Source organism: Haloarcula amylovorans (assembly GCF_004681185.1).
Lineage (GTDB): Archaea > Halobacteriota > Halobacteria > Halobacteriales > Haloarculaceae > Haloarcula > Haloarcula amylovorans.
This window is the reverse complement of record NZ_SRIF01000003.1, coordinates 212,060-231,116: the sequence shown is the minus strand read 5'-3', so window position 1 is coordinate 231,116 and position 19,057 is coordinate 212,060. Positions and strand designations below refer to the sequence as shown.

Sequence of the window (19,057 nt, the reverse complement as noted above, 5' to 3'; positions counted from 1 at the left end):
CTGGACCGTCTCACGTCGAGACTGGAGACTCGCTCAATACAGAGAGGATCCGGACACAGGTCAGGGAGGGCCGAGAAATAATCGGTCGGCTTCTGCCGATTCGGACCAAACGTACGACAGCAAAGCTTCAGCTGCAGGATATTGACGACCTATCCTCGGAGACTCAGGTGGACGTCTCTGGCCAGCTTAATCGGATTACTACTAGAGGGCTGACGATAGTGGCCATCTGTATACAGATACAAGATACGCTTCAGTCTCATAAGGATTAGCCTGAAAGCGGCGAGGACGAACTAACATGAGACCGTATACCGATGATTCATCACAAGAGCGATAGTTTACCTCGTAATGCGAATCCACCAGTTCGATGATGTCGCTGCTGACCGGGCAACAACTGCAGCTGAATACAAACCAATTGTTCCAGCTGGTGATGCGAGTGGTGAAGGCGAAGCCAAGTTAGAAGAGTGGTTAAATGCGGCTCCGGAAGCGATACTTGATGAGTCCCTGCTGCTATTCGCCCGGCAGCCAAGTTTGTCGACAGGCATCCCAGACTTGGTAGGACTCGACCAATACGGGAATATCGTCGTAGTAGAAATAAAATGTGGTGAATCAGGTTCTGAATCGGCCTCTGAAGGTAGTATCATCAGCCAGCCGCAACTGTATGCGCAGGCGCTTGACCAGTATGATTACAACGAATTCAACGATATCTACACCGAATATCGGAGTGGATCGTGGGCAGTACAGAACGCTGTCGCCGACAACGAATCACTTCTGTCTGCGTTCAACGAGTTCTTTGATGTTGATCAGGATCCGTGGGAACTGAACCAATCACAGCGGCTTGTTATCGTCGCAGAATCGATCACTCAGCAAACCCGTGACTCGACACGGTGGCTTCGGGACCGAGGGCTAAACATACAATGTGTCGAAGTGCAACGCTTTCAGTTCCCGTCCGGTGCAACCGGCTTTGGTGCGGTCACTATCGTTGACTACGATGAGTCCCGGTCGCAAACAGCCGCTCAATCCAAACCCGGTGATCGGGTGTTCACTACAAACGTGTTCACCAGAGCATTTCCCGAAATTCGGGATCTACTCTCGGTCGAGAGTATCGATCCAGTGCTTGGCAATCTCGCAACCAACTATCCGTATCTCGAGACACGAGCCGACGGTCATCCAGACTCGGTCCGGTATGCGTTGCGGGTAAACCCGTATGATGATCACGAAATCAAGGTCGCGATCGATGCCGCTGGGAGTAGTGCTGCAGACGCCGATCTGCTCAGGGAGTCTCGTGAGACATTCGAACATCATGGCTTCGCCGTGAGTTCTCGAAAGTCGATGCGGATCGTGGTTGATACCTGGGAAATTGATAGTGTCGAAGATCTGCGACAGGCTGAATTCATCCATCGGGTCGCCGAGCGGTACGCTGAACTAGTTACATTGGGGCATCAAGTGCTCACCTCAAGATAATCTCTCGCAGCGTGCCAAGATACTTGCAATAGTCCGTTGTGAGAGATCTACAAACCGATCTATAATATGTTTTTATCGATCTTAGTCCTCGTTAACTAATCAGCCGCGATCCACGTTGTCCTGATAGCATACACGAGCAACTTACTGAGAAGCCGTTCCATCCACTCGCGACACAGTCGTTTGATCAATTGACTCACCATCGATCAGTAATTCAATAGCGTACCCATCGCCGGTCCCATCAGGCTGGACGATGAGTGTCCCAACCCCATCGTCAACCACGGCAGTAAACCCGAATCGGCCCGGTTCAACGTTTGCCGTTGTTACTTTCTGGGCTGCCTCGACAGCGTATACTGGAAGCGTTCGACAGTCATCGAGTGCGTGAAAGTCCACTACGATATCGTCAGGCTCGGCTCCGAAGTTGGGGCGATACTCTGTGACGACACCACGGCCGTACTTTGGGTGCGTTACTTCAACGCCATCCTCAACGGCGGATTCCTTCATGCCTCTGACTCGAATGTCATCTGTGAAATAGTTTTGCGGGACTGGTACTGTTTCGTAGTCTAAGAGTGACCGTTACTGGCGGGGTGCCGCCAGAGACTTGAGTTGGCCTTTTCCAGGCTATTCCGGAACAAAGACCGCCAGCCACTATCTTATCCGTTAGGCCTCCGAATCGCGAACTATCCAAGAATCCCAACCCGGTGGCCTGAGCTAACGAGAGATCTTCGAGTATTACGATACTCAGCCTCGCTCATTTACCTTACCCCCAGACGGTTTCAGACTGGCCGACATGGATATAATACGACTCGTCGTCAACGATCGGGCGTGGGACGACGCCATCGTCGAAGTCGCGAAGCGTCCCAAGGTGGATTGGGAGATAACCGTCAGCGGGGTCATCCGAGTTACTCGTCGCGACTAACCGCCGGTTGACGAGTCGAAGTGTCGTCGAGTCACCGCACGATTCAGCGTCACGTTTCCACGACGTGATCGCCTCACGAACCTCGTCTCGCTTCTCCGGCATCACATCGTTGTGAGGGACATTCACCCAGATGTGTCCGTGTTCAGTAACGTATAGTCGTCCAGGGCTCGGTCTGTACTCCGCATACTTCGCAACCAGTTCGGAGTGATCGAACGCAGACTCGAATTGAAAGTCGCGCCAGTTCCAGACGAGCTGTCCTTCATGGCTCACTGACCATCGTTCACCGTGTTTGAACGGGAGACCTCTCCAAACTGAGGCCTGGCCACTCGGTACGTCGGGATTCGTATCGACGGTCCCGAAGTCGATCACACCCGAAAGTGTGCCGAGATAGACGGGAATCCAACCTTCGGAGACTGGCGCTTGATCGAGATTCTCGTACCGTTCTGCGGGGATTTTCGTAATGACTTCGCCACGAGCGGTAACACGGAAACTACCCTTTCCTTCCTTTTTGCCCGCACGTGTCATCGTAGAACTCAACCCCTTCGGAGCGGTCGCAAAAATCGAGAGGTCTCGGTGTTCCCACTTCAGCACGACGTGCTCGTTGAACTCCTCGTGGGTGACGAGACTATATCTAGATCCCCGGTATGCGGAGGGCCAAGGTTGCATTGATGAGAGGTTGACAGAACGGGTCTGATCGATCGGGACTTTCGTGGATTCTTCTTGGAACGTGAGCGTCATTCGTCTTCTCCGCTGAGTTTGTCTATGAACTGTTCGAAGCACTGGTAGTCGCCGTCGTCGTCAGGGTCTGCGTAGAGTATACCCTTCTCTCGGGTTCCGGATTCTGAATTGGGGGTCGGGGCGAAGACGGGAGACTCCGGCGGGTCAGGGACCTCACCTTCGCTGGTCCATTCGGTCGTTCCAACCGTTCCGAGTGGATCCTTAGTACGGATCTGCTCGGGGAGTTCCGGAAGGTCGGCGACGACAGACGCGATATCTTCTGTGCCTTCTTCGGTCTTTTCGAGGAGTCTTCCGAGAATGTCCTCTGTGAGATGAGCGTCCTCGAACCACCGATCCAGATGAGCGGAGCCGTACAACTCGATGTCGTTCTCTTCGGCGAGGTCTCGGCCCCGTTCGGTGAACCCCGCTGTAGAGACGATCCCAACGGTCGAAGGTGCTCGTCCTCCCGGTCTGGATATCTCTCCGTTGACGACTTCCTGTACCTCCTTTTCAGTGACGGGGGTTCTGGGGGGACGTCCAATTGTTCGGAGTGCGATTGTCGTGTGCTGGCGGTTCCAAAAGAGGTCAACTGCGACGTGGTCTTCATCGATGAGGGTTTGGAAGCTGCCATCGTATTGGGAGAGCACTACCCCGAGGACGAGAGCTAGATCATGACGGCCAAGGTACGCAGCATCGGTGGTGTCTACGAATCGGGATTCGAGTGGTCGCAGCTCGCCGACATCACACGTCGGCGTGTCGCTCTGACTAATCGGTCGTTCACGCACTGATTCGACGAGTGTACGAATTCGCTCTCGGGGAGCATCGAGCTCTTCGTCGACGAGAAGGTCCACGAGATCTCGGGTCGCTACGTCGGAGGTGCGGCCGGCGGTACGGATCGTTTTCGTGACGTTGCCGCGAGTGTACCACTGCGGAAGGTCGGCGCCGCTCATTTGGACCCCCGCTGGAGACGTTCCAGTCCACCCAGTTTTCGCCTGTCGATCTCTGCGTCGGTAGTTCGATCGAGGACGACGAGTTCGTTGGACCTGAGGAAGCCGTGGTATCCTCGGACGATGACATACGCGTCGTTCATGCCAACGCTCGCCGACCGGAACTCCTCGCTGATTACGTCGGGGAGAGCTCCGTTGTCGTCGAGATCACGACAAGTCCGACACCGTCCTTCGGCAAGTGCTGTGGGGTCGTACTCCTGTCGGCAGTAGTCACATGACTTGCTGTGGTCGGCACAGACGGTATTGCCGGTAATGGGGTCCTCTCGGCCATGGTCGATACAGAGTGCTTCTCCTCCTTCGGCACACGTAACGAGGTGGGATGGACAGCGTCCGTCTGCATCTGTCTCCGCTTTATCCTCACAGCGAGCACACGGTGTGAGGTGGTTTCGACAGTGTGGAGCGCCGTCGACCGCACAATGCCCTGTGTGTTCGGTACAGAGGGGGTCGCCGCACAGCGAACAATGCTCAGTATCTTCACTACAGAGCGTGTCCTCACACTGGACACACGACGTCGTATGTGACACTCCGACTGTCTCGGTACACTTGGCACACGTCTCGGTGTCGTCTCGACAGACGGCCCCGTCACACCCGGCGCACTCGACGACGTGGGTTGGACAGAACGCCTGGTCACACTCATGGCAATCGATACGGTGTTCTCGACAGAGATCGTCGCCACATTCCGCACAGTCGACAGTATCTTCGGGACAAATGACGTCACCACAGTGTCCGCACTTTGTCGCGTGTGTCTCACAGATGGGAGTGCCACATTCCGTACAGGCGACTGTATGGGCAATCGAGAACGTCTCGTCGCACTCGATACAGGTTTCGGCGTGATCCTCACAGACGCTGTCACCACTTTGCGTACAGGTACTGGTATGTGAGACGCAGACTGTCTCATCGCATTCGGTACACGTCGTTGCGTGTGACTTACAGACCACGTCGTCACAGGACGAACACGCCACCGTGTGCTCGACACAGGCGTGCTCACCACAGTGAGTACATGTCTCGTCGTGTTCGACACACACCGCAGTCTCACAGACCGGACACGTGTCGGAGTGATCTGGGCAGAGTTTCTCACCACACTCGTCGACGGTGGTGAGGTGTGCTGCACACGTTGGGCTTCCGCAGGCGTCGCACTCGACGACGTGTTCGTCACAGTAGGCGTCCTTACAGTGATCACACGCGACAGCATGAGCAGGACATCGAGACGCTCCACACTCGGAACAGGAGGCGGTATGTGTCTCACAGAACCCGCCCTCACAGACACCACACTCCGAGAGGTGGTCGGCGCACGTCCAGCTGTGACACTCCGTACAGTTTATGAGATCGTCATAACAGAACTGATCGCTACAGTCCGTACAGGGTGCCGTATGCTTTGTACAGAACGTATCGCCACAATCCTCACATTCGTGATGATGAAAGGGGCAGACGACGTCACCACAGGCCGTGCACGTCTCGGCGTGTTCGGAACCGACGACATCGTCACACGCGTCGCAAGTGACTGTATGTTCCTCGCAGTGTCTTTCGTCACAGTAGGCACACTCAGACAGGTGCTCAGAACAGACCCGTTCGTCACAGGTAGCACATGTCTGGAGATGAGTTGTACAGACGTCCGCACCGTCGATCGAACACGTTCCTGCGTGTTCTGCACAGACATACGATCCACAGAAGTCGCATGTTTGCATCGCAGACGTAGTGTGGTAGCCGTCACAGTACGGGCAGTATTCGGAGTGATCGGGACAGAGTGACCCATCGAGCGCCGTGGCCGCCACACGATCAGTAGGGCAGAACCCACCGCCACAGACGGCACAGGCTGTGAGGTGATTGTGACACGTCGATTCGCCGCAGTAGTCACAATCAGCAATGTGCTCAAGACAGTGGTGATCGTCGTCGGTCGTACAGACAAGGAGGCGGTCGTCGCAGTGAAAATCATCGCATGTCGCACACTGCTCGCCACAGAGTGTACAAGTTGGCTCACCATTGTCCGTACATTCCTTATGATGTGCCGAACAGACGACACGCCCACACTCACCACATGTCGACTGACACTCTCGACACTCGACGGTTCCACAGTATGCACAGTCGATTGGAGTATCGTCCTCAGCACCACATAGTAGCGTCCCACAACCCGTACACTCTCTCCGGCAAGACGAGCAGACCACGTGGCTGTCGTCACACACGACCGGTGGGCGTTCGGTATCGAACTCGCCACCGCAGTCGGGACACTCGAACTGCTCAAATTCGTCAGTCGCTGGTGTGTATCCAACACGGAGTGTACCAGTCCGGTCCTCGTCTTTGACCGAGATACTGAGGTCGCCGGAATCGTACGTTATAACGGTTATTCCGGCTGAGACGACATCCACTTCGACTCCATGTTGAGCGTTCAGCTGTGTGACCTGCTCTTTTTCTTCCTGATCGAGACGCTCCTTCTCTTCGTCGACCTCTTTTTCGAGTGACCGGAGTTCGTTAGTATTCACGCCCTCCTGACGCTTCTGGCGGAGTTCTTCGTCCAATTCCTGGCGTCGTTGCTCATAGAGCTCGCGGATCTCCTGCTCTCGTTCGCCGGCCGCATTCGCCGCCTCTGCATGAAGTTCTTCGACGTCTTCGTCGACGCGTTCCTGGAGAACATCTACTGCGGAGTCGTATAAGCGTGCGACAGTGCCGTCGTCAATGCTTACCGAGTTGGCCTCGCGTATACCAGTACTCAAGGCCTCAAAGTGCGAGACAAACCGCTCTGTGAGTCGTGGGCGACGAGCGCTGTTCTCGAGATCCAACGTTATCGTCTCGAACCGCTCGCGGTGGTACGACCGGACACTTTCGATCCGAACGTGAAAGTGGAACGCGAGTGCGACGTCAGCCGTGGTCGGCTCGAACGTAACCGACGGAATCTCCAGGTCTGTGACTTCGAGGAGCGGCGGCTTGTGTAGTTGGAGCTCTTCTGCGCCGAGCCTAATGTGAGCGACCGAGTTACCTTCTCGGGCAAGATCGAGCACCGAGTTGAAGAATGGTGTCCCGGGTCGGACTACGAGCGTGTCGACTGCGTCGTCGCGTTTGTCGAACACCAACGTCGTTTCCAGAGTTGAGTTCTCGCTGTCTCCGTCGATGTCCGACGCGATGGCATCGAGCGACGAATTCCCAGTATCTGACTGGTGAGCAGTTCGATCGTGTATCCTGTGTGGACTGAGTTCCGACGGCAAGGTTACCTGCCATCGGTTCGGAGTCGTTCGGTCAACCTCTCCACCGTTCGACTCGATAACCGCTTCGGTGAGTCGTTTGATACTCACCCGGTTAAGCACGCTCGTTTCAATCGAACTCACGCTTCACCACCTTTCTCGAAGGAATCGAGCACCTCTTTGGAGAACGCTGATGCCTTCTCTGCCGCTGCTTTGTTCTTCTCTAAGTCGACTGCCATCTCCTCGAAGTTGTTCTCCAACTCAACCTCCGAATCTGCGGTCCGGAGACGGTCAAATACTTCGCGCTCGAAATCAGTCCCAGATGTTTCCCGTCGAGAGAGGATATCTCGAAGTCCACCGATCGACTGCGTGAAGAGGTTGATCTTCCCGTAGAGTTTATCCAGGACGTGTTCTTCGACTGTGTCCGAGAGAGCGAGATTAAACACGTGCACCTCCCGATCTTGTCCGATCCGGTCGATACGACCGATCCGTTGTTCAACCTTCATCGGATTCCATGGGAGATCGTAATTCACGAGGACGTTACAGAACTGCATGTTTCGCCCCTCACTGATCGAGTCCGTCGCGACGAGTATCCCTCCTTTCCGCTCGAAGTCAGAGACGACAGCGTCTTTCTCTTTACTCGAGTAGTCACCATTCACCACGTGGACGTGTCGGTCGAGCTCTCGTGCGCTCTCGGCGATCTCGTCTTGTGTTTTCCGGAACTGTGTGAAGACGACTACTCGTGCCGTCTCAAGTTGATCTTCGACGGTCTGTATCACCTCGCGGAGCCGGCGTTGTTTTGTCGTTTCTGTTACCCTGCTTGCGACCTCTTGGATCTCCCGAAGCTGTTCCTGTTCGCGCTTCGTGATTGTCGCCGATCCGTCGCCTCGAAGCCACTTTTCGACCGTCGACAGTACCGCACTCGGACTACTCACGACCTCCTTCTGGAGCAAGAGCAAAACGAGATGCTTCGCATCTTCGCTCGAGTAGCTCGATCGAACGTACTCGGTGACGGCGTCGTAAAGCTCTGCTTCATCGTCGGACGGTTCGAACGTGTTCGTTCGCACCTCACGGTTCGTGAAGTCGATATCTGTCTCTTCACGCCGGTTCCGAATCATCACACGATCGAGCTTCCGTTGCAACGCCTTCGAGTTCCGGATCTGTGAGTCGTCGTTGTCCACAACATACTGATTCTGGAATTCCTGTCGTGTACCCAACAACCCGGGGCGAATCAGATTGACAATATTGTAGAGGTCAGAGATATTATTTTGGACCGGTGTTGCCGTCGCGAAAAACGCTTCCTCGTACTCCACATTCGAGAGAAGGTCGTATCGTTTTGTATCATGGTTCCGTGCGTAGTGTGCTTCGTCCAGTACGAGCACATCCCACCGACGGTTGAGGACGGTTTCGACGTGGCGTTTCGCCTTGGCGGTGTCGATGCTCGCAACGATTTTGTCATGAGCGTTGAACCCGCGGAACTCCTCATCGTAGTTGCAGACGAATTCGAGATCAAACTTCTCTCGAAGTTCCTGTTGCCACTGCGGAGCGAGTTGTGCGGGTGTGAGAACGAGAACGCTCTCTCGCGTGCCGCGTATGTCCATCTCTTTCAGAACCATCCCAATCTCAATGGTCTTTCCGAGACCGACTTCGTCGGCAAAGAGCATCCCGCGGCCCATGTTCGTGATCGCGCGGTGTGCCGCCGTTAGCTGGTGGTCGAGAAGCTTGACCTTGTCCTTGATCTCCTCGATCGCTAATAGGTCCTGCTCGCTCTGCGTAACTCCAAACCGATGTGCCTGCAGAGCTTGAACATGGGTCGTGGCTGCTACCTTAGTAGATTGCTCAGTTTCGCCGACCGACGGGGGGTCGTCTATTGACCAACTTACCCCCGGTCCCCCGGCCGAATCGTCCCCAAGAGACATCTTGACAAAGAAGAGAGTATAAAGAACGACTTGAATGTTTTCATTACAGACTACTAGTTATTGATAGCTGAAAACGATAATATCCAATATCTTCGATGTCTTGGCCCGCAGCTGGCATCTTCTCAATTCATTCTGTCGGATACTTATTAAGTTATCAGCATGCAATTTATTTGTAGTGACGTATTCAGTCAGGACAGCTAACGAGACGTTCCGAATGATCTCCAACCTATCTCCCGGTGACGAGTGGCCCGATTACTATCGTGGCTATCGACTCCGCACGAACCCAGACGGTGATATCTGGTGGCAAGTGTATCAAGGAACTGATCGGCTGTTCCTCGACCCGACTCCGGATACGCTCCTCGAAGACTTACGCTCGATCAAGCGACTCGGCGGACGTGTCCGGATTACTGAAGACAACGATGTCATCACACGTATCGAAGATGGTGATGACTACAGCGACGTCTATGTCGGCGAACTCACTCTCACCGGCAAACTCGTCCCGAAAGACGACCCATCGTACGGTATCGATGTCCATCCCACAGGCCTAACCCCTGGGGATGTCTGGCCGAGTGTCTACGACGGCGCGAAGTACTCCTTCGGCGGCGACCGAGTCTGGTGGAAACACCCAGGAACGCACAAACGGCACCCAGTCAAAACCGCGCTTTCCAAAGACGTCCACACAACCCTCCAACGGCACAAACCACGCGGCGGGTCATTCCGTGTCACCCCGTGGAATGACGTCGTCACGCTCGTCGAGAATCCACCGGATCCATCGAAGACGCAAGACCAACTTCACGAACTCCCGCGTGTCGTTAAGAACATCATTGTCATGCGGAAGAAACGTGGCGTCGAGATGCTCCCCATTTACGTTGGCTCTCTCGATGACACGCCAATCGAAGTACGAGAACCCCGGTCGCTCACCAGCGAACTCACACCCGACGAACAGGCAGAGCTCGACTCGTGGGCCGGCTCACTCGGCTCGACGACTGAGACGAATCCCGATGATCACCGCTTCGACGACGATCCCGAAGACTGGTGATCGTGCGTGAGTCGCCGCTTCCCCCCGCCGTTATTCGGTATCGAACGAACTAAACGACGAAGTACAGCATTCGTCCGACTCGCTATCGAGACCGACGGCGAACTCGACAAGTCTACGTTCGTTACCGAGGCTCGTGACCGTCTCCGTAAACCCGATAGCGGTGAGGAGTACTCCGAGAGCTACATACGACGAATCCTCTCGACGTACGTCCAACTCGGCGTCGTTCGCCAACGATCGGATAGGACGATCACCGTCTGGCAGTTCGCTCGCGACTGGAACGACGATGACATCGATTTCGAGACGTTCCTCTGGTATGCAATCAAACGTTCGTGGGTTATTGACGGAACCTTCCCCGAAGGGATCGATGGTCTCCGCTCGCTTCATCGCCTTCTTACGAACACCGAAGGACCACTCACCCGTGGTGAACTGCGGACGCAACTCGCGACCGAACACGACTACGAGTTCAACGACCAAGGCATCCGTGGATTCCCCACGTTACTCGAACAATTAGGCGCCGCGCGAAAAACTGACGATGGCTACCTCGCGACAAAACCACATGAGCGGTGGCAGGACCGATTCCGGAACGTCGATCTCCTCCCAAAGTTTGAACGCTGGCTCAAACAGGAAGGCGCGAACGTGGTCCCTCCCGGAGATCACATCAAACGAGACCTCGCGAAATACTACATCTACAGGGAGTCGAACGGTCACGGCAGACACAGACAACTCTTCGATACCTTCCGGCGGGACTACCTGAAATCCAGCGCATACGAGAATGACGTCTCCAACCCAACGATTCGTCGTGCCGACCAGTATATCAACGCCGAGAATCGTCGTCGGAATCTCCGCACTCGCATCCAAGATCGCTTCCCGTCATTCACCGGCGACGACCTCGCTGGCCTCTCAACTGATGCCCTCGAACGTATCGCCGACGCAGGAGACGAGGCGGAGGCGTACCGTGTAAAATCGACTACTGGATCCGGGTTGTCCAGAGCAGACTTCGAACGGTGGGCCCAGACAGATCGATCACCGTATGAGTTCCCGGCCAGCTTCGAACTCTACAGCTGGCAACGAGACGCAGCAGAGCAATGGTTTGAGTCCGGAACTGGCCTCAAAGCTTCAACCTCGCGCGACCCCGAAAACGGAATCGTACGCGTTGTCACCGGCGCTGGCAAGACCGTGATGGCGCTCGAAGTTCTCCGCCGCTGGCTACGAAAGCATCCCGATGGCGTCGTCACCGTTCTCGTCCCGACGAAAGTCCTCATGCGACAGTGGCTCGAAGAACTTGTCGAGAAGCTCGCTGTTCCCGCAGACGATGTCGGATGGGCAGGCGACGGTCACAAAGATCGATTCGAGGACGATTACCGCATACTCGTTGGAATCGTCAACACCGCCGTCAAAGACGACTTCCTCAATGAAACACTCGAGACTGCAGGGATCACAGACCACCTCCTCGTTGCCGACGAGTGCCACCGCTACACCAGTGATACCTTTTCGAACGTCTTCGACTACCCACGAACTGCCGCACTCGGTCTCTCAGCCACCCCCTTGTCCGATCCGGGGAATAACGACCGCTCAGAGAGCGACGAACTTCTCCTCCGAGAACTCGGCGACATCTACTACGAGCTCACCTACGACGAAGCCGTCTCGCACGACCTTATCCCCGAGTTCCATGTCAGGTATGTCGGGTTCGATCTCACGGCCCCCGAACGAGAGACCTATGATCGGCTAACCGACGAAGTCGTCGACGCCGTGGCTGATATCGAACACCAGTACGGGAACCGCCTCTACGAACTCAATGGTCACTTTGCACACAAACTTCAGGTCATCGCCGACTCCATAGACGGACCGACACCCGCGATCTCTGACTTCTTCCGGTATACCCAACAGCGACGCAAACTCGTCGCTGATGCGATTGGCCGCCAAGCGATCACGCTCTCGTTACTCAGACGCTCCATCGACGATGATCAGAAGAGCATTGTCTTCCAAGAGCGGATCAAACAACTCGAACAGATGATCGCCCCCGCCGAGTCACGCGGCCGCAACTATCGGACTGGCGGGATCGCTGACGAATATGGTGATCGCCAACAGCTCTACGACCAGTACCCCGGCCTCAAGATGGCCGACAAGGCACTCGAGGAGTTGTTCTTCGACACTCGGTATCGACCCGTGATGTATCACTCCGGTCACCGAAGCGAAGCCTGGAACGATTTCGCTATCGAGTGGTTCGGTGATGACGGCTTCGCGAACGTTATGTTGAGCGTGAAAGCTCTCGTCGAAGGCGTCGACGTCCCGAGCGCAGACGTTGGAATCGTCCGCGTCTCATCAGGGAGTGTCCGCCAACGTATCCAGACACTCGGCCGTGTCCTCCGCACTGGCGACGATCCCACACAGGCCTCCGAACTCTACGTCCTCTACGCACGCGACACTGTCGACGAGAAAATCTTCCGTGAGTACGACTGGGACGAACAACTCTCGACAGCAGACGTCTCACATCTCGTCTGGAGCCCCGACAGCGACTGGGCCGCCGGCGACTGGGACCCTGAGGCCCCGTTTGCCGATTGCGTTCGGGAGGCAACCGACGATGAACTCCCAGAACCGCGGCAGTCCCGTCCTGTCCCGGACACAGACGACCTTGCTCGCGGCGACCCATACCCCGGACCACGCGACGGCTACCGCTTCAGTGTCGATTCAGATGGGCGCCCCTTCGAGAAGACGGCCGACGGACGCCAGTACATCAACCACGACACTGCAGACGACATTGCCGAATACGTCTATCGACGCAAAGGAGGCGGATCGGTCATTATTAACGACTTCGGCCATGCGATGACCATCGTCGATGAATCCGCGATCTTCCTCGGTGTCCTCGATCCCGCTACCTTCGAATACGAAACAGACACCGAGTCGATCATCACCGATGTTGATGATGACGATTTGGATGGCCTCCTCTAGACTCTCTTTGGTGAGTACTGGATGGCCCTCGCCTATACTTGACTTCGTCACCTGCGATACACAATCAAATGATTTTGGAAAGGATATCCTTCAGATTCGTCTCCAACTCGGAGGCTTGGAGGATTTTCAGTTCACTCCCAGCCTGGGCCTCGAACGAAGCAGTCTCTTGCTCTAGGTCCTGCACGACCAGCAGCCCGTTCCAGCCGTCACCAAAGACACTCCCTGTATCATCGGTAAATACAAATTCGTCGTCTAGACGGAGGAACGCCACGTACTCCAGCGTCTCTTTGATGCCCTGTCTGATGGTTTTAATCCGCGAGCTGTTCTTGATCTCAGTGATCAGATACTCATAGGTACCGTCGGGTGAGATAATCTCGAGTGCGATGATGTCCGGACGACCTGTATGATTCTGGAACTCTCGGTCTGTAAAGTAGTTATTCGCGACTTCGTGGGCGACAAGCTGGACCCGATCCGACCGAGACAGTGAGTCATCGTCCGACTCTGCATCGACAACGGTCCGAAACGAGAGGTCCCGATCACGAGCAGAGTTATCGTGATAGATGACGATCTCTTTTTCGCCATCGAATCGGGCGACTTCCTGGCGATCGGTCGCGATTGTCTGCAGCGAGAACGACCCGTCCCACATATCATCGATTGTCGCGATGAATCGAAAGAGGACGAACAGCTCGAATAGGGTGTCCTCGTCGTCGGGTGTGACGGCCGTCTCGTCCAGCAGTTCCTGTAGCAACGCTTCGTCACCATCGAAGAGTCGCTGGCGTTTGCGGAGCAGGTCAGCGGCAGTTCGATACACAGCTTGCCGGGAATTTGCTGCCTGTGTCAGCATTCGTTCGGTCGGCTCGTAGGTTTCCGGTTCCCGGATGCGCGTGACGTGGACGTTTCGTTCGACAAGTGACTGTAGATCGTCGATGAGCTGGTCATCGCCACGCCAAGTGTCCTGCACCCACTCGTAGTCCGCTCGGAGGTACTCTTCGGCCTGGGAGAGTGTAGTATAGATGATCGACAGCAATCGCTTGAGAACGATATTCTCCGGGATGTCGTACTCCTCGGAGCGATTCTCACAGACGAACAGGCTTGTATCTCCGGGCGACTGGGCGTAGCGCTGCTTGATCGTCGCCGACCAGTCGATGCGGCCATCTACGGCTCCACGAGTCGTCCGTGAGACGTTTTGGGTTTCAGTCCGGATCGATCGCACGTGTTTCGGGAGTTCCTGGACGAACTCGACGACGTCGTCCCGGAGGATGAAATGCAGGTCCAGCAGAAGTTCGTACTCGGCGAAGCGCTCGTCCAGGCCATCGGGTTTGAGTGTGGCTGCAATCTCGTCCTCGGGGACGCTGCCATGCATGGCATAGGCGAGGATGTCTTGGGTAAGCTGCTCGAGGAGGGCGTCCTTATGCATCGTCCGTGAGAGCGTCGACCTGGAGCATGTCGCGGCCGGCCTGTTCGATGGTGTCGCGGTTAATCTCCTCAACTTCAGCGATGGCGGTGAGGATCTCTCGCCGCTTTGGCACGCCTTCGAGTTGCGGAAAGATGAAGCTGATCACCGCCTGGGTGAGCTGGCGCTCCATATCGTCGGCACGTTGGGTGAGATACCGGAGCAGGTCCTCGACAATGGCTGGACCGATCGATCGCTGGTCGACGGCCGTGTTTGTCGCCCGCCAAACATGACCGACGGCCAGGCGTTGGGCGCGGGTCGTCTCGAGGTTGTCCCACACGTCGCTGTAGCGCTGCATGAGCTGATTGAGCTGGTTATCGGTCTCGGGGATCGGTGGGACGTCGACACGGATGAACGCGAACCGACGCATGAATGCGTAGCTCATCTCGTACAGCGAGGTCTTGTCGTAGGTATTCATCGTCGCGAACAGCCGCCATGAGGCCGGCACGACGTACTGGTGCTCATCGGGTAACCCCTCAAGGTCAGCTGCGTTCTGGAGTTCGACCTCCGCGCCGTCTTTCAGATACGGGAGTTGGACGGATTGGCCCGACAGGAGCGTGAACAGTTGGCCAAAGGCCTTGTCAATATCCGCGCGGTTCAGTTCGTCGATAATGAGCGGTTCATTCCGTTGAGTGGGTGGCCGACGGCTCTTGAACCGGTTGAGAACGACGCCCGGCGAGAATTCGAGTTGGTCTGAGTCCGCATCGCTGCCGTCGGGCATGTAGCCACCCACCGTATCGAACGTCGACCAATCCGCCGTAGCAGTCGTTAGTTGCGTGTCTGTGTACAACTGGGGAGCGGTGGCCACGAGTTGGTTTGCAATCCGACGAGCGACTTCGGTTTTCCCGGTGCCCGGCGGCCCGGTGAAGATGACGTGTTTGCCAGCACAAAGCGCGCTCTCAACTTGGTCGACGAGTTCACTGCCACGATCTCCTTCAAAGTGGAGCCCGTCGAGGATGTCCTCGTGGTCGAGTTCGCCGTCGAACGACTGTGTAATATCGATGGGCGGCACGGCTGTGAGCGGTGCCTGCTTGGCCATCGCCTCGATGAGAAGGCGTGGCCGGTCGTGACTAGGTTGGTCGTTGTCGTCGAGGAACGGTGAGAACGTCTCGGAGATCGCCAGTCCCTGGCCGGTGTTGGTCTCACAGAGCCGTTCAGCCTTATCGTACGGCAGCAGATTCTGTGTGAGAGCCTGGAGTGAGTCGGTGAGGTCGATAGCTGTCGTGTCTGCGGTGATCGGGTTCGATCCAGTGAGAGGCTCGGGATCGCCCGTTAGATAGAGTGCTTCGAAGCTAGCGAGGAATGGGAATGTAGCGTCGGCGTTGTATTCGTCCCACCACCACGGGTCGTCGGTAGGCTTTTTCGTCATGTGGCCAACGATGCCGGCCCCGATGAAGCCGTGGCCGAGCTCGGCGTCGATGTCAAGGTTCGTCTCCTGGCAGTCGAATAGGATAACGTCACCTTGGGAGAGGCGGTCCCAAGCTGGTTTGTTTGTTTCCTCGAAGGAGACAGTCCCCGTGGCGATGCTTGTGAGCCAATACTCCGGTGAGGCAGTAAAGCGATAGACTGCCGCTTCTGGGGTGTCTGTGAGGTACTCGAGTAATGGGTGAGAGACGTCGATTGGACTGTCGGCCGGTGCGGTCTCGTAGTCGTCGTGGAGGATCGGTCCGAGTGTGTCGGGGTCCGCGGTCAGCTCGCAGTTGTGGCGGCGTTGCAGTGTCCGCACGAGGGCGAGAAACAGTGTCTCTACTTTGGAGAGGTCACTAAGGCGGCCGGACTTGATCGTGGCTGTGAGGTTTACGAGTTCGTTCTCACTATTTTGGTAGAGATCACGGAGTTGGGCATATTTCACGGCCTGTTCCGGGTCGACTGTCGTCTCCGGATTAAATTGTCGGAGGGCAGTCGTCCAGTCGTCGATGATCGTCGCCGTCAGTCGGGCCTCAAACCAGTCGAGAGGCGTTTCCTCAAGACGGTCGCATCGAGCCGTGATGTCGTCGGTTGCGGCGGTGACGGACTCGTAGGTGTCGGCCGGTTCGAACTCGGGGTCGGTTGGGTCGTTGGAAATGATGCGCTCGTAATCCTGTTTAGTGATTTTGATGATGCCGTACTGGATTGGGAACTCTTTGTCCAGCGACTCGCGAACGGCCTCGAAGTCGACGGGGCCGATTCCGTTGTAGTTCTCGATTGCAGCGAAATAGTGGGTCGTGCCGTCTCGATCACGGGCTTCGATAGTGTTGATCTCCCCTGTCGCGTAGAACTCCTTGTCTTCGAGATAGACGAACTTGGCCGGTGCGGCCTCGCGGAGTTGCTTCGACCCCGGAATGCCTTCTTTGAAGTGGTACTCGTCCGCGGGTGTGTCCTCGTAGTCGCCACCGCCCGTGCGGAGGATGAAATACGTGGGGCTGGTGTCGGGATCGGTGGTTTCGATTGCGGGGTTTGGTTCCGTGACGGTATCTCCGAGGATGGCTTCGATACCGTCGTCCACGGCGTACTCGGTGATGTGCTGCCAGATGTCGCCGACGTCGGCACGAAAGTCGTCGACGCGGTCGGGGGAAACTCTGGACAGGCCACGGCGGGTGAAGTTCTCGGCATAATCGAACCAGTCCCAGACAGTCGCCCGACGGATGGCGATATGAGTGTAATCGGTGAGTGTGTAGATGAACTGGCTCTCCTCACTGTCCCAGATGTAGTCGCCGGCCTCACTACTGCGAATTGTGTCCTCGATTTTGCCGGCCGCGAAGAACCACCCCTCAGTGTAGAACAGCATGATGTCCCCCGGGGCAAGTTGCGACCACATGTTCTCGTTACGGGAGCCAGTCCGAGTGCCCCAGATGCGGGTTGGGGGTTGGCCCTGGAGAACGGTTGGGCAGTCAGGACCGAACTCAAAGGGCGTATCGACGGTGCGTTTGAAATCGTCGAGCCACTGCTCGCGGTTGACCGGCATCATGAATACTTGCGGCGGCGTGTCGTCGGGCTCGTCGTCTGTGAGGCGGGTTTGCTGATTCATTGGTGAGCAAGTACTACGCTACTGATACGTGGGCTGGGAGTCCGGGGGTAATGAAATCCTCGAACACGTCAGGCGGGTGGAGAATGAGGAATTCTGGGTACTGTTATTTGGACTTAGAACAGCTCGTCTTCTGGTTCGTGGCTATCTTTCGTATTGGCCATGAGTGCGACTGTATTTGTCCGGTAGTATACGTTGGGGAAATCGCCGGATTCCAGGCATTTTGCGATTGGGGTACATTTCATGTATGCTTCTGATTTTTCCGAGGGTGGATTATAAGCCGATAGAAGTTTATTTCGATGTATGCGGAGCCAAGCCGAACATTTCAAAGAAGATGGGCGATTGAAAGAATTCGTTGACGAGGACATCCAGACGAATTTCAGTGCAAACAGATAAATGACAAACAAAAACCCTCCAAATTACTCTGTTCTTTATAAATGATTTATTTGAATTCTAGAAAGTCGTGATTAACGATGGATAGTGGCCGTATATACATAGAAGTCTGCTAAGTTCAGAATATCGGAAATTCTCTTCTGTCGATTTCGCACTTCAGAATGCTTTCTTTATAATCTGCGGGAAGCTATCGTGGTTTGTGCAGCGTGACCCCTAGGGGTGTAGCCCAAAATTCCCCTTCGCCACAATTGTCAAATCAGTTAAAATTTATTATCCTTCAGACCTTGTACCTTTCTCGGCATGACTGCTAGTTACAGAACAGAAGCAATCGGTGGCAGCTTCGTAGAAGCATATGCTGATGCAGTTGACCTGTGGCTCCGTCACCGACCACAATCCCTGACTGTGAGAGTAACCGACCCTGTTTCAGAGCCGAGTGCCGTCCCAAATATACGGGATACCCAGTTCAATACCTGGCGGCGAGCACTCCGACTCGGAGGCCAGTTTAGTGGTATCGAAGACCTTTCACTCAGCAAGACATCGCCGCTTGCAGGCGGTGACACCGTAGCACACTGGGTCGAGGACCGCGTGATCGAGCAACTGGATGGAGGATACTGGAAGCAGAGTGGGAAAGCAATAGAAGAGTGCATCGGCGAGGGGCTGAAAGGGTATCCCGGTAATCGGAGGAATGCTCTAATCGCCAATCTGTTCGATGAAAATGACCGGCAGCGGGCGATGAAGGCACCCCAGGTGAAAGGGCTGCCCTGCGTCAGCCATCTCCAATTCACGACGGACTTCGGGACGCTCGGCCTCTGCACGACGCTCCGAAGCCAGTTCTTCGGCTTGAAGGGGCTAGGAAATCTCGTGGCCTCCGGTGCTCTCCTAGCATACGCTGCGAGGCAAGCAGATTACGAAGTAGGCGAGGTACGCGAGGAGGTTCACAACGTGACGACCCACGACGAGGGGAATGTCCGAAAGATCTACCGAAGACTCCAAGAATCCGACCGAACCTGCTTCGAGAGATAGTCG

At 55.8% G+C, this 19,057-nt stretch carries 11 protein-coding genes; 4 read left to right on the top strand and 7 right to left on the bottom strand.

Annotated features, from left to right (window positions below):
- The first annotated feature begins 345 nt into the window (after positions 1-345).
- A complete protein-coding gene (locus tag E4S61_RS15475) occupies positions 346-1,461 on the top strand; it encodes a PDDEXK family nuclease (protein WP_135304864.1) in 1,116 nt (371 codons plus the stop codon).
- A gap of 141 nt (positions 1,462-1,602) precedes the next feature.
- Here the strand turns inward: E4S61_RS15475 and E4S61_RS15470 are convergent, their stop codons facing one another.
- The 5 genes from E4S61_RS15470 to E4S61_RS15450 form a co-directional block, all read right to left on the bottom strand.
- The gene (locus E4S61_RS15470; RefSeq protein ID WP_135304863.1) at positions 1,603-1,962 is read right to left on the bottom strand and encodes a hypothetical protein; all 360 of its coding nucleotides are present in this window, start codon (positions 1,960-1,962) and stop codon (positions 1,603-1,605) included.
- A gap of 256 nt (positions 1,963-2,218) precedes the next feature.
- A complete protein-coding gene (locus E4S61_RS15465; protein WP_135304862.1) occupies positions 2,219-2,479 on the bottom strand; it encodes a hypothetical protein in 261 nt (86 codons plus the stop codon).
- A 632-nt stretch (positions 2,480-3,111) separates the two neighbouring features.
- A complete protein-coding gene (locus E4S61_RS15460) occupies positions 3,112-3,879 on the bottom strand; it encodes a hypothetical protein (protein WP_135304861.1) in 768 nt (255 codons plus the stop codon).
- A 161-nt stretch (positions 3,880-4,040) separates the two neighbouring features.
- Complete coding sequence (locus E4S61_RS15455) at positions 4,041-7,163, bottom strand: hypothetical protein (protein WP_167768530.1); 3,123 nt, start codon at positions 7,161-7,163, stop codon at positions 4,041-4,043.
- A 251-nt stretch (positions 7,164-7,414) separates the two neighbouring features.
- Positions 7,415-9,193 (bottom strand): DEAD/DEAH box helicase, encoded by a 1,779-nt coding sequence (locus tag E4S61_RS15450; RefSeq protein WP_135304859.1) that lies wholly within the window; start codon positions 9,191-9,193, stop codon positions 7,415-7,417.
- Positions 9,194-9,407: 214 nt separating this feature from the next.
- Between E4S61_RS15450 and E4S61_RS15445 the strand changes: the two genes are divergently transcribed.
- Positions 9,408-10,232, top strand: a complete 825-nt coding sequence (locus tag E4S61_RS15445) for a hypothetical protein (RefSeq protein ID WP_167768529.1) — start codon at positions 9,408-9,410, stop codon at positions 10,230-10,232.
- Between the two features lie 6 nt (positions 10,233-10,238).
- On the top strand, positions 10,239-13,181 hold the full coding sequence (locus E4S61_RS15440; protein ID WP_135304857.1) for a DEAD/DEAH box helicase: 2,943 nt from the start codon (positions 10,239-10,241) through the stop codon (positions 13,179-13,181).
- Positions 13,182-13,245: 64 nt separating this feature from the next.
- Here E4S61_RS15440 and E4S61_RS15435 read toward each other — a convergent pair whose 3' ends face one another.
- Positions 13,246-14,598 carry a hypothetical protein gene (locus E4S61_RS15435; protein WP_135304856.1) on the bottom strand — a complete coding sequence of 451 codons (1,353 nt, stop codon included), beginning with the start codon at positions 14,596-14,598 and terminating at the stop codon, positions 13,246-13,248.
- Positions 14,591-17,641 carry an AAA family ATPase gene (locus E4S61_RS15430; RefSeq protein ID WP_135304855.1) on the bottom strand — a complete coding sequence of 1,017 codons (3,051 nt, stop codon included), beginning with the start codon at positions 17,639-17,641 and terminating at the stop codon, positions 14,591-14,593. The genes E4S61_RS15435 and E4S61_RS15430 overlap by 8 nt, the downstream gene beginning before the upstream one ends.
- A gap of 690 nt (positions 17,642-18,331) precedes the next feature.
- On the opposite strand from E4S61_RS15430, the gene E4S61_RS15425 reads away from it, so the two are divergent.
- On the top strand, positions 18,332-19,054 hold the full coding sequence (locus E4S61_RS15425) for a thymidylate synthase family protein (protein ID WP_135304854.1): 723 nt from the start codon (positions 18,332-18,334) through the stop codon (positions 19,052-19,054).
- Positions 19,055-19,057: the final 3 nt, after the last annotated feature.

Bases quoted from the DNA above. Each gene is read 5' to 3' on its own strand.
- E4S61_RS15475 (WP_135304864.1), top strand. From the start codon at position 346: ATGCGAATCCACCAGTTCGATGATGTCGCTGCTGACCGGGCAACAACT.
- E4S61_RS15470 (WP_135304863.1), bottom strand. From the start codon at position 1,962: ATGAAGGAATCCGCCGTTGAGGATGGCGTTGAAGTAACGCACCCAAAG.
- E4S61_RS15465 (WP_135304862.1), bottom strand. From the start codon at position 2,479: ATGCCGGAGAAGCGAGACGAGGTTCGTGAGGCGATCACGTCGTGGAAA.
- E4S61_RS15450 (WP_135304859.1), bottom strand. From the start codon at position 9,193: ATGTCTCTTGGGGACGATTCGGCCGGGGGACCGGGGGTAAGTTGGTCA.
- E4S61_RS15445 (WP_167768529.1), top strand. From the start codon at position 9,408: ATGATCTCCAACCTATCTCCCGGTGACGAGTGGCCCGATTACTATCGT.
- E4S61_RS15435 (WP_135304856.1), bottom strand. From the start codon at position 14,598: ATGCATAAGGACGCCCTCCTCGAGCAGCTTACCCAAGACATCCTCGCC.
- E4S61_RS15430 (WP_135304855.1), bottom strand. From the start codon at position 17,641: ATGAATCAGCAAACCCGCCTCACAGACGACGAGCCCGACGACACGCCG.
- E4S61_RS15425 (WP_135304854.1), top strand. From the start codon at position 18,332: ATGACTGCTAGTTACAGAACAGAAGCAATCGGTGGCAGCTTCGTAGAA.